General features: G+C 66.9%; 10 protein-coding genes and 2 tRNA genes. 10 read left to right on the top strand and 2 right to left on the bottom strand.

Features of this window, described 5'->3' with window-relative positions; translation table 11 throughout:
• The first annotated feature begins 33 nt into the window (after positions 1 to 33).
• From gyrB to BLT62_RS01220, 7 genes are all read left to right on the top strand, one after another.
• Complete coding sequence (gyrB, locus tag BLT62_RS01250; protein WP_083362428.1) at positions 34 to 2,013, top strand: DNA topoisomerase (ATP-hydrolyzing) subunit B; 1,980 nt, start codon at positions 34 to 36, stop codon at positions 2,011 to 2,013.
• Positions 2,014 to 2,147: 134 nt separating this feature from the next.
• Entirely contained in the window at positions 2,148 to 4,730 is a 2,583-nt protein-coding gene (gyrA, locus tag BLT62_RS01245) for a DNA gyrase subunit A (protein WP_083362427.1), read from the top strand.
• Positions 4,723 to 5,127, top strand: a complete 405-nt coding sequence (locus BLT62_RS01240; protein WP_083362426.1) for a DUF3566 domain-containing protein — start codon at positions 4,723 to 4,725, stop codon at positions 5,125 to 5,127. Before gyrA ends, BLT62_RS01240 begins: the two co-directional genes overlap by 8 nt.
• Positions 5,128 to 5,197: 70 nt before the next feature.
• A tRNA-Ile gene (locus tag BLT62_RS01235) sits at positions 5,198 to 5,271 on the top strand.
• A gap of 68 nt (positions 5,272 to 5,339) precedes the next feature.
• A tRNA-Ala gene (locus tag BLT62_RS01230) sits at positions 5,340 to 5,412 on the top strand.
• A 165-nt stretch (positions 5,413 to 5,577) separates the two neighbouring features.
• Positions 5,578 to 7,794: an Ig-like domain-containing protein gene (locus BLT62_RS18270; protein WP_156786210.1), complete on the top strand. Its 2,217-nt coding sequence runs from the start codon at positions 5,578 to 5,580 to the stop codon at positions 7,792 to 7,794.
• A 63-nt stretch (positions 7,795 to 7,857) separates the two neighbouring features.
• Positions 7,858 to 8,307, top strand: coding sequence for an NUDIX hydrolase (locus BLT62_RS01220; RefSeq protein ID WP_083362424.1), 450 nt, complete (start codon positions 7,858 to 7,860; stop codon positions 8,305 to 8,307).
• A 91-nt stretch (positions 8,308 to 8,398) separates the two neighbouring features.
• Here BLT62_RS01220 and BLT62_RS01215 read toward each other — a convergent pair whose 3' ends face one another.
• Positions 8,399 to 8,923: a hypothetical protein gene (locus BLT62_RS01215; protein WP_083362423.1), complete on the bottom strand. Its 525-nt coding sequence runs from the start codon at positions 8,921 to 8,923 to the stop codon at positions 8,399 to 8,401.
• A gap of 147 nt (positions 8,924 to 9,070) precedes the next feature.
• On the opposite strand from BLT62_RS01215, the gene BLT62_RS01210 reads away from it, so the two are divergent.
• Positions 9,071 to 9,610, top strand: coding sequence for a peptidylprolyl isomerase (locus tag BLT62_RS01210; RefSeq protein WP_083362422.1), 540 nt, complete (start codon positions 9,071 to 9,073; stop codon positions 9,608 to 9,610).
• Positions 9,611 to 9,763: 153 nt separating this feature from the next.
• The gene (locus BLT62_RS01205) at positions 9,764 to 10,468 is read left to right on the top strand and encodes a rhomboid family intramembrane serine protease (protein ID WP_331710510.1); all 705 of its coding nucleotides are present in this window, start codon (positions 9,764 to 9,766) and stop codon (positions 10,466 to 10,468) included.
• 246 nt (positions 10,469 to 10,714) lie between these two features.
• Here the strand turns inward: BLT62_RS01205 and BLT62_RS01200 are convergent, their stop codons facing one another.
• Positions 10,715 to 10,957 (bottom strand): cell division protein CrgA, encoded by a 243-nt coding sequence (locus tag BLT62_RS01200; RefSeq protein WP_083362420.1) that lies wholly within the window; start codon positions 10,955 to 10,957, stop codon positions 10,715 to 10,717.
• A 79-nt stretch (positions 10,958 to 11,036) separates the two neighbouring features.
• Here BLT62_RS01200 and BLT62_RS01195 point away from each other — a divergent pair, with 79 nt between their 5' ends.
• Complete coding sequence (locus BLT62_RS01195) at positions 11,037 to 11,849, top strand: class E sortase (protein WP_083362419.1); 813 nt, start codon at positions 11,037 to 11,039, stop codon at positions 11,847 to 11,849.
• The last annotated feature ends 2 nt before the right edge of the window (positions 11,850 to 11,851 follow it).

The raw sequence follows: 11,851 nt of genomic DNA, 5'->3' as shown, positions 1-11,851 counted from the left end.
TCGCCCAAACGACGGTCAGGAGCCCAATTTCATATGACATCGGAACCGAACACGAGCGATCCAGTGCCCGAGTACGGCGCAAACGAGATCCAGGTTCTTGAAGGCCTCGAAGCGGTGCGGAAGCGCCCGGGTATGTACATCGGTTCCACCGGTCCCCGCGGTCTGCACCACCTGGTCTACGAGATCGTCGACAACTCCGTCGATGAGGCTCTCGCCGGCTACTGCGACACCATTGACGTGACGATTCTGGCCGACGGCGCCGTCCGCGTCGACGACAACGGCCGCGGCATCCCCGTCGACCTGAACCAGGGCCTCGGGATCTCCACCGTCGAGGTCGTCCTCACCGTTCTGCACGCCGGTGGAAAGTTCGGCGGCGGCGGGTACGCCGTCTCCGGCGGCCTGCACGGCGTGGGCTCCTCCGTCGTGAACGCGCTCTCCAGCCGCCTCGAGGTCGAGGTGCGCCGGCAGGGCCACGTCTGGCGTCAGTCTTTCAAGCACGGTGTCCCCGACGCGCCGCTCGCCATGGGCGAGCCGTCAGAGGAGACCGGCACCCGGATCACCTTCTGGCCGAGCCCTGACACCTTCGAGACCGTCGAGTTCGACTACGAGACGCTGCGGGCACGCTTCCAGCAGATGACGTTCCTAAACAAGGGCCTGCGCATCAACCTCACCGACGAGCGCGAGTCGAGCCGTGACGAGGAGGGCAAGCCCCGCCACAACTCGTACCTCTACGAGCAGGGCCTCAAGGACTACGTCGAGTACCTCAACAACGCCAAGAAGGCCGAGATCGTCCACGACGAGATCATCTCCTTCGAGTCGGAGGGCGCCGACAAGAAGATCGCGCTCGAGGTGGCCATGCAGTGGACCACGGCGTACACCGAGAGCGTGCACACCTACGCGAACACGATCAACACGCACGAGGGCGGAACCCACGAAGAGGGCTTCCGCGCCGCGCTCACCACGCTGGTCAACAAGTACGCCCGCGAGAAGGGCATCCTCAAGGAGAAGGACGAGAACCTCTCCGGCGACGACGTGCGCGAGGGCCTCACCGCCGTCATCTCGATCAAATTGGCCGAGCCGCAGTTCGAGGGTCAGACCAAGACCAAGCTCGGCAACACCGAGGCGAAGGCATTCGTGCAGCGCGTCGTCGGCGTCGAGCTGGCCGACTGGTTCGACCGCAACCCGAACCAGGCCAAAGACATCATCCGCAAGTCACTGCAGGCGGCGACCGCCCGCCTGGCCGCGCGCAAGGCGCGCGAGGGTGCCCGCCGCAAGGGGCTGCTCGAGTCGGGCGGCATGCCGGGCAAGCTGAAGGACTGCCAGTCGAAGGATCCGTCGATCTCGGAGATCTTCATCGTCGAGGGTGACTCGGCCGGCGGTTCCGCCGTGCAGGGTCGCAACCCGGAGACGCAGGCCATCCTGCCGCTGCGCGGCAAGATCCTCAACGTGGAGAAGGCGCGCCTGGACCGCGCACTCGGCAACGCCGAGGTGCAGGCCATGATCACCGCCTTCGGCGCGGGCATCGGCGAGGACTTCAACACCGAGAAGGTCCGCTACCACAAGATCGTCTTGATGGCGGATGCCGACGTCGACGGCCAGCACATCACCACGCTGCTGCTGACGCTGCTGTTCCGGTACATGCGCCCGCTCATCGACCTCGGCTACGTCTACCTGGCGCAGCCCCCGCTGTACCGGCTCAAGTGGTCGAACTCGGCCCACGAGTACGTCTACTCAGACCGGGAGCGCGACGCGCTGCTGGTCGAGGGCCAGGCCGCGGGCAAGCGGATCCCGAAGGACAACGGCATCCAGCGCTACAAGGGTCTCGGCGAGATGGACTACTCGGAGCTGTGGGAGACCACGATGAACCCCGAGTCCCGCACGCTGCTGCAGGTCACCCTGGACGACGCGGCCGCGGCCGACGAGATCTTCTCCACGCTGATGGGCGAGGACGTCGAGAGCCGGCGCAACTTCATCCAGCAGAACGCGAAAGACGTGCGCTTCCTGGACATCTGATCGACGCTGCCGCGCAGGCGGCACCTCGATCACGGCCCGCGCCAACCGGCCCCTCCGGCCGGTTGGCGAAGCCCTCAGGGCAGGCCTGTGGAACGCACGGAAAACTTGAGTAGTAGAAGTAGACGAGAAGGCAAATGGCAGACGAAGACAACACCACCGGTGGCGAGCAGCTGAGCGCCGACGAGCAGCAGAGCGCTGCCCACTTCGCGGCACACGGCAAGATCGACCAGGTCGACCTGCAGCTCGAGATGCAGCGCTCCTACCTCGACTACGCCATGAGCGTGATCGTCGGGCGCGCGCTGCCCGACGTGCGCGACGGGCTGAAGCCCGTGCACCGCCGCGTGATCTACGCCATGTTCGACGGCGGATACCGCCCGGACAAGGCCTTCTCCAAGTGCTCGCGCGTTGTCGGCGACGTCATGGGCCAGTTCCACCCGCACGGTGACAGCTCGATCTACGACGCCCTCGTGCGCCTGGTCCAGCCCTGGAGCCTGCGCTACCCGCTCGCGCTCGGCCAGGGCAACTTCGGCTCCCCGGGCAACGACGGCGCAGCCGCCCCGCGATACACCGAGACCAAGATGGCCCCGCTCGCCCTCGAAATGGTGCGCGACATCGACGAGGACACCGTCGACTTCCAGGACAACTACGACGGCCGCACCCAGGAGCCCTCCGTTCTCCCGGCGCGCTTCCCGAACCTGCTCGTCAACGGCTCGGTCGGCATCGCGGTCGGCATGGCCACGAACATCCCGCCGCACAACCTGCGCGAGGTCGCCGCCGGCGCCACCTGGTACCTGGAGAACCCCGACGCGACCCGCGAAGAGCTGCAGGAAGCGCTCATGCAGCGCATCAAGGGACCGGACTTCCCGACCGGTGCCCAGATCCTGGGCACCAAGGGCATCCACGACGCCCAGCGCACCGGACGCGGCTCCATCACGATGCGCGCCGTCGTCTCGGTCGAGGAGATCCAGGGCCGCACCTGCCTCGTCGTCACCGAGCTGCCCTACCAGGTCAACCCGGACAACCTGGCGATCAAGATCGCCGACCTGGTCAAGGACGGCAAGGTCACCGGCATCGCCGACATCCGCGACGAGACCTCCGGCCGCACCGGCCAGCGCCTCGTCATCGTGCTCAAGCGCGATGCCGTCGCCAAGGTCGTGCTGAACAACCTGTACAAGCACACGCAGCTGCAGGAGAACTTCGGCGCGAACATGCTCGCGATCGTCGACGGCGTGCCGCGCACGCTCTCGATCGACGGCTTCATCCACGCCTGGGTGATGCACCAGGTCGAGGTCATCGTGCGCCGCACCCAGTTCCGCCTGAAGAAGGCCGAGGCGGAGGCGCACATCCAGCGCGGCTACGTCCTGGCCCTCGACGCCCTCGACGAGGTCATCGCCCTGATCCGCCGCTCGCCGGACGTCGAGAAGGCGCGCACCGGCCTGATGGAGCTGCTCGGCGTCGACCAGTTGCAGGCCGACGCGATCCTCGCCATGCAGCTGCGCCGCCTGGCCGCCCTCGAGCGCCAGAAGATCATCGACCGCCTGAACGAGCTGGAACTGGCGATCGCAGAGTTCCACGCGATCCTCGCCTCCGAGGTGCGCCAGCGCGAGATCATCATCGAGGAACTCGCCGAGGTCACGGCAAAGTTCGGCGATGACCGCCGCACCGAGATCATGTACGGCTACGACGGCGACATGAGCGTCGAAGACCTGATCCCGGAGGAGGAGATGGTCGTCACGGTGACCCGCGGCGGCTACGTCAAGCGCACCCGCAGCGACAACTACCGCAGCCAGCACCGCGGCGGCAAGGGCGTCAAGGGCGCCCAGCTGCGCGCGGATGACGTCGTCGAGCACTTCTTCGTCACCACCACGCACCACTGGCTGCTGTTCTTCACGAACGCCGGACGGGTCTACCGCGCCAAGGCGTACGAGATCCAGGAGGCCGGCCGCGACGCGAAGGGCCAGCACGTCGCGAACCTGCTCGAGATGCAGCCGGACGAGGAGATCACGCAGATCCTCGACATCCGCGACTACGAGGTCGCCAAATACCTGGTGCTGGCCACCCGTGAGGGCCTGATCAAGAAGACGGCGCTCTCGGAGTACGACACCAACCGCTCGCGCGGCATCATCGCGATCAAGCTGCGCGAAGGCGACGAGCTCGTCTCGGCCATGCTGCTGAACGAGGACGACGACGTGCTGCTCGTCTCGCGCAAGGGCATGTCGATCCGCTTCCGCGCCAGCGACGAGGCACTGCGCCCGATGGGCCGCAGCACCTCCGGCGTCGGCGGAATGCACTTCCGTGGCGACGACGAGTTGCTGGACGCATCCGTGGTCAGCGACGAGGGCTTCGTCTTCGTCGTGACGGAGGGCGGCTACGCCAAGCGCACCTCGGTGGACCAGTACCGCCTGCAGAACCGCAACGGTTTGGGCATCAAGGTGGCCAAGCTGAGCGAGGATCGGGGCGACCTGGCCGGTGCGATCATCGTCGAGGAGCAGGACGAGGTCCTTGTGGTTCTTGCCAGCGGCAAGGTGGTACGCTCTGACGTCGCCGAAGTCCCTGCCAAGGGGCGCGACACCATGGGCGTCGTCTTCGCGAAGTTTGCGGATGATGACCGCATTATCGCGATCGCGAAGAACACCGAGCGCAATCTGGAGCAGGCTGACGAGGAGTCGGCCGCCACGGAGGGCGAACCCGGGAAGGAAGATTCCGTAAATGACTAGTACCGCAGACAAATTCGCGAAGAAGGCGAACCGTCGCCCGGCGGCCAAGCAGGTGCGCCTCAAGCTGGTCTACGTCGACTTCTGGTCGGCCGTCAAGCTGTCGTTCCTCATCGCGGTCTGCCTCGCGATCGTCACGATCGTGGGAACCTTCCTGATCTACACGGTGCTGGACCAGACCCAGATCTTCGACGAGGCTGACAGGCTGTTCAAGGATGTCACCGGCGGCTCTGCAACGCTCACCAGCTTCATCTCGCTGCCGCAGGTGATGGGATTCACCACGGTCGTCGCGCTGCTCGACCTCGTCGTCGTCACGGCGCTCGGGGCGATCATGGCGGTGCTGTACAACTTCAGCGTGAAGGTCACCGGCGGCATCCTCGTCGGCTTCACCAACAATTAGACGCGCGCGGGCTTCACGCCCGATTTCGCCATTTCGGTTTTGGTCAGGTAGTGTCATACCTGCCCATTCCGGGGATATAGCTCAGGCGGTTAGAGCGCTTCGCTGATAACGAAGAGGTCCCAGGTTCAAGTCCTGGTATCCCCACGAATAGGCCGGATCGAGAAATCGACCCAGCCATTCATCTCGAGAAGCCTTCGCAGATCGCCTCTCGAGGGGCCTTAGCTCAGTTGGTAGAGCGCCTGCTTTGCAAGCAGGATGTCGGGAGTTCGATTCTCCCAGGCTCCACAGATAATCCCCGGTTCGCCGGGGATTTTTTGTTTTCCGCATGCCGGCTCGCGGCCCATCCAGAGTGAATTCAGTAGTTAATACGGATGTGCTCGCGCGGCCCTATTTGTACTCTCGATGCTGGTCCGCCCTGTCGTGGCCAGGATGGAGTCCACAATTTCCCGATTGTCTCGCACCCGTTCCCGCCTGCGCGCGGGCCTGGCCACCCTCGCCATCGTCGCGCTCTCCGCTCTCAGCATGGGGGCCGCTCCGCTCGCGGCATCCGCGGCGCCCGTCACAGTGACGGGGCTGTTCCTCACGCCCCCGCCATCCACGCCGGGTTACACCGACTTTGAGGTGACGGCCGAGGTCTCCAACGACGGTGGCACGGGCGCAACGGTGACCGGGGTCGTCAGCATTTATGACTCCACCACAGGGCGGACAATCCTGCAGTCGAATGAAACCTTCGTGAACGGCGTTTCCCAGGCGTTCACGATCCCGGGGAGGTTCGTCGACTCGATGACGCTCGGGCTGATCATTCTCTTCGAGCCAGCGGGCATTTCATCGACATTCCAGACGAGTGCTGCCACTGTGGTCACGAACATCGTCTCCACGACCACGCTGGACGTCTCACCGCTCACCGACGGCGCGACGATGTGGGCGCACACGCCGACCACGTACACCGCGACGGTGACACCGGCCGTCGCGGGGATTCCGGTGCGCTTCCTGAGCGTGCGAATCTTTCCTCCGGGAAGCAACCCGTTGGGAACCGCCTACACAGATGCGAACGGTGTCGCCGAACTCACCCTGCCCACGGGGGCGCCAAGCATCCTGCCCATGATGGTGAGCGCGAAGTTCGACCCGACCCCGGCTCAGCCGATCTTCTCGTCGACGTCGGATATCAAGCAGCTGAACGTGGGCCCATACCCGGCCGCGGTCACACTCGACTACACGGCGTCGCCGACCGCGGGGCAGCGCGTGCCCGTCACGCTGGTGTTGGGGCCGGACACCCCCACCCAGGCGATCGGAGGCAGCTTCGACATCGCGCGCGCGGGAACGACCGTTGGCACGGCGTTGATCGCGGCGACCCCGGCCGGCCTTGCCGCGACGATCGACGTGGCATGGCCCGGCACGATGGGGCTCGACGAGTTGGACTTCGCCTACCGCCCAGTGGGTTTCCTGCCTCCGATCAGCGTCGAGCCCGGGGCGATCACGCTGGATTGGCAGGCGCACGCGACCGCGACAGAGCTCACCGTGCCGGCCGCGGTGCCGTTCGGCACTGACCTCATCGCCACAGCAAACGTCACCGGCGCCGAGACCCCCGACTCGGGATCGGTCGAGTTCTTCCTGGACGGGCGGAGCATGGGGTCACACCCGGTCGTGAGTGGCTCTGCGACGGTCACGATGACCGGCGTGAGCGTCGGCGGCCACACCGTGACCGCGACGTTCTCCGGTGACGCCACCTCCGCACCCTCGCCGGCGCCGGCCGCAGCGGTCGACGTCACCGCGCTGCCGACCACGACCGAGCTCGTGCCCGCGCCCGCACAGGTGCACCCGGGGCAGGGCGTGGTGCTGCAGGCGACGGTCTGTGCCGCGTCGACGGCCGGGGAGCCGCTCACCGGCACGCTCGACCTCCTGCTGGCCGGTGACATCGTGGCCAGCGTCGATTCCTCGCTGGCCACCGCCCACGCGACGGCCAGGGGAACCTGCCTGGGCTTCGAGACCACCGTGACGGCCGGTGGCGTCGGCGCGCATGAGATCACTGCGCACTTCCGCGCGAGTGGACCGTTCGCCGACTCCGCTGCGGCGCTCACCGGTTCCGAAGCGCTGAGCGTCACACCGTGGGCGACGGTGCTCAACGGCTCGCTCAGCAGCGGGAACGCGTTCATCGGCGACGCTGTGCGGTTTGACGTCGCTGTCTCCGTCGGCGCCGCTGGCCGCTCCACCGCGCTGGGCGCAGCCGCAGGCGCGGGCGCGCCGCTCGCAACGGGGACCGTCGTGCTGCTGATCGATGGCGACCCCGCCGGCGACCCGGTCGCACTCGTCGACGGGCGGGCGTCGCTCACCGTGCCGACCGGTTCTGCCGGATCACGCACCGTCGGTGCCCGCTTCACCCCGGACGGGGACAGCATTCGGGCCGCCGAGCTGGCGGTCGGCGGCACCCTGACGGTTGCGGCGGCGCCACAGCCTGAGCCCACGCCGGAGCCCACGCCGGAGCCGAGCCCCGAGTCCACTCCCGAGCCGACTCAGACGCCCTCTCCCGCCCACACCCCGGCACCCACCGCCGCGCTGCCCGCGACCGGATTCGACGCGGGGTCAGCGAGTGGCGCCGCCCTCGCGGCCCTGTTGGTGGCCGCGGTCGGCATTGTTCTGGTGGCACGCCGACGCAGCGCGCACCGCTAGACACGCACGCTCGGAGGGCCGGTCCGCCGCGGCCCTCCGAGCATTCCGGCGTAGTGTTGCGGAATGGACATCAGGGTTGCTGCCTACGGGGTGATCATCAGGGATGGGCACATCCTGCTCTCGCACTGGAACGAGCACGGGCGCAACGCCTGGGCATTGCCGGGGGGCGGGCTCGAGGGCGACGAGAACCCGGCTCAGACCGCCATCCGCGAGATCTTCGAGGAGACCGGGTACCACGCCGCACTCGACGTGCTGCTCGGCATCGACAATCACATCATCGGCTCGCACAGCCGGCTGCCCGGCGCCGTCGCGCGCCCGCTGAACACGATCCGCATCGTCTACCGGGCGCACATCATCTCGGGCGAGCTCGCCCACGAGCGGGGCGGCTCCAGCGATGAGGCGCGGTGGGTGCCGCTCGCCGAGCTGGCGGGGTTGAAGACCGTCGAGCTGGTGCGCACCGGGCTCGCGTTGAACGAGGCGCAGCCGGCCAACGGCATCTTGATCGAGCGCTGATCGCCGCCGCGCGCCAGAGCACACAGAGCCAGGGCGCACAGAAAAGGCCGCCATCCCGAGGGATGGCGGCCTTTACTCGTGCGGGGGAGCCTTACGGACGGGTGCCGTCCAGAGGGGACTCGTCGTCGGCGACCCAGAGCTCGTCGTCGGCGCGGAAGGTCTGCCAGACGGCATAGGCGACGCCGGCGGCCACCAGAACGGCCGCGGCGAGGGCGATGGTGCCGCCGATGCCGGAGCTCTTCTTCTCGGGAACCACGGTCTTCTGCGGGATGGCGCGGTTGAACGCGGCGCGCACGCGGGCGTCCCTGGCCACATCACCGACGCTCAGCACGGTGCCGATGGCGCTGCCCAGTGCGGGAACGACGGTGCGCTCGATGGTCGCGCCCGTTCCCCGTGCAAGCTCACGCGCCTGGTCGACGCCGGGACGGACGTACTGCGCGTAGCTGTCACGCACGCGTGGCGCGACCTCCTCGCGGGTGAGGTGGCTGAGCTGGCGGCTGGCCTCCCGAGCGACATCGTTGGCGTGGTTCAACACCGCCTGCTGCTGTTCCCACAATTCCTCGGCGCTGCTGCGCAGGTGATCGAGTTCTTTGCGACGCTTTCGTGACAGGCTCATCGGACCCTCCATCGTGTCTCTGGCGAACAGCTACCATCTTGCCACCGAATTGGCTGAGTGCGGGGCGAGAGTTTGCAGATCGCCCTGTGTATTTCGTTGCGCGCGAACAACGCCGGACGCCACAAATGCCTGTGAGAGAATGTTGCTATGTCCAAGCACACCGCTGTCGCAACGCTCAACACCAACTACGGCCCGATCAAGGTGAACCTGTTCGGCAACCATGCCCCGAAGACCGTCCGCAACTTTGTCGGGCTCGCCACCGGTGAGCAGGAATGGACCCACCCGGCCACCGGCGTGAAGAGCAACACCCCGTTGTACAACGGCGTCGTGTTCCACCGCATCATCCCCGGATTCATGATCCAGGGCGGCGACCCCCTTGGCCAGGGCATCGGCGGCCCCGGCTACCAGTTCGACGACGAGATCAGCCCCGACCTCGACTTCACCGAGCCGTACATGCTGGCCATGGCCAACGCCGGCATCCAGGGTGGCCGCGGAACCAACGGTTCGCAGTTCTTCATCACCACCGCCCCGACCACGTGGCTGCAGGGCAAGCACTCGATCTTCGGTGCCGTCGAGGACGCGGATTCCCGCGCCATCGTCGACAAGCTCGGCTCGGTCCCGACCGACGGCCGCGACCGCCCGCTCGACGACGTCGTCATCGAGAGCATCACCATCGAGCAGCTCTAGGCTGCATCTATGACCTCGGTGCCGGACTCGGCGGCAGACTTTTGCTACCGGCACCCCTCGCGGCGGAGCTACATCCTCTGCCAGCGTTGTGGCCGTACCATCTGCCCCGACTGCCAGACAGTCGGGGCAGTTGGTGTTACCTGCCCTGAGTGCATGCGCGAGCAGCGGGCATCCGCGCCGCGCACCAAACCCGCCATCCTGACCCGGATGACGGGGCAGGGCGCCCCCGTGGTGACGTACAGCATCATCGGGCTCACCCTGCTCGTCTTCGTCTTGCAGTGGATCCCCGGGCTCGGAGTGACGAACGCGCTGTTCTTCACACCGATCGCGGTGTCGACGCACATCTTCGAGCCGTGGCGTCTGCTCACCGCTGCGCTCGTGCACTCCACCGGCTTCATCCTCCACGTGGCGCTGAACATGTACACGCTGTGGATCTTCGGGCAGCTGCTCGAGCGGATGCTCGGCCGCGCCCGCTTTCTCGCCCTCTACCTGATCAGCGCGCTGGCCGGCTCGGCCGGGGTCGTGCTGCTCAGCTCGCCGACGACGCAGGTCGTCGGCGCCTCGGGCGCCATCTTCGGACTGATGGGTGCCTTCCTGGTGATCCAACGCCGGATGGGCGGCGACGCCAGACAGCTGCTCGTGCTGCTCGGCATCAACCTCGTGATCGGGTTCATCCCCAACCTGAACATCGCCTGGCAGGCCCACCTCGGCGGCCTGGTCGGCGGCGCGCTCGTCGGGCTGATCTACATGGAGACCCGCAAGCGGGACCAGAAGGCCCTCCAGATCGTGCTGCTCAGCGCCCTCACGCTGGTGTTGCTGCTGCTCAGCCTGCGCTACGTGTTCTTCCCACTGGTCTGAGCCGACGGCATCCCGGACTCTCCACAGAGTTATCCCCAGAATCTATCCACAGGGTTATTAACACTGGGGATAATTACACGGATGTAACTTTCCACACGGGTAAACCCCTGTGGATAACTTTCTTATGGGGTTACAGCACGGGCTGTGGACGCCGGTCGCAGACCGGCGGGCGCAGACCGGCGGGCGCAGCGGGCATGAAAAAGGCCGCCACCCGAGGGTGACGGCCGAATCACGCGGAGCGCTGAGTCAGCGCCAGCGGGTGGTCATGAGGAAGCCGATGAAGGCGATTCCGAACCCGACGAGGATGTTCCACGAGCCGAGCGCGGCGACGGGCCAGGCTCCCTGGCTCACGTAGAACACGATGATCCACACCAGTCCGAGCAGCATGAAGCCGAACATGACGGGCTTGAACCACACCGCGTTCGGGGCGTCTTCACCAGAGCGGTTCTCGACCACTGGTGCGGGCTTCGATGATTTCGTGCGTGCCATGCGTGCGATTCTATCCTGAACACCATGGGGATACCGAGCACCGCCTTGGCCGGTCGCCCAGCTCCCATAGGATTGCAGCATGAGTGAGGCCGCCGAGACGCCCAGGACTCGGCGCCCGGGCCGGGATCGAGGCCGCGCTCGCCCCCGGGTCAGCGTCGTGGGAGTGCTCGGCGAGCTGCTGGTCACCGCCGGCGTGCTGGTGCTGTTGTTCCTCGCCTGGCAGCTGTGGTGGAACGACGCCATCATGGCAAACCAGCAGAAGAGCTCCGCGGCATCCCAAAGCCAGGAATGGATCGCCAAGGCCGGTGCGCCGCTCACGCCGCAGCCGGACGCCGCCGACCCCGCGGTGCCTGTCGACTTCGGACCGACGCCGGTTGCCGAGGCCCCGGAGCACGGCCAGATCCTCGGCGTTCTCTACGTTCCCCGCTTCGGCCCGGAGTATGCCCGCAACATCGCAGAGGGCACCACGCTGGACGTCCTGAACAGCATGTACCTCGGCGTCGGCCGCTACGACAACACCCAGATGCCGGGCGAGCCGGGCAACTTTGCGGTGGCCGCCCACCGCAGCGCCTGGGGCGGCGGCATGCACCTCGTGAACGAGCTGCAGCTCGGCGACGCCATCTACGTGCAGACCGCCGACGGCTACTACACCTACCGCTTCCGCAACCACGAGTACGTGCAGCCGAGCGCGGGCGACGTTCTCGCGCCGGTCCCGCGCCTGCCGGAGGCCGCCCCGGTCGAGGCGATCATCACGCTCACCACCTGCAACCCGCTGTATTCGACCGACGAGCGCATCATCTCGTATGGCGTGTTCGAGAGCTGGCAGCCGCTCAGTGCAGGCCCGCCGGCGGAGATCGCCGCTCAAGTCGCCGCTCAGGTGCAGGAAGGCTGATC

Source organism: Microterricola viridarii (genome assembly GCF_900104895.1).
GTDB classification, from domain to species: domain Bacteria; phylum Actinomycetota; class Actinomycetes; order Actinomycetales; family Microbacteriaceae; genus Microterricola; species Microterricola viridarii.
Note: the sequence above shows the minus strand (reverse complement) of the source record. Positions and strands in the feature narration are given on the sequence as shown.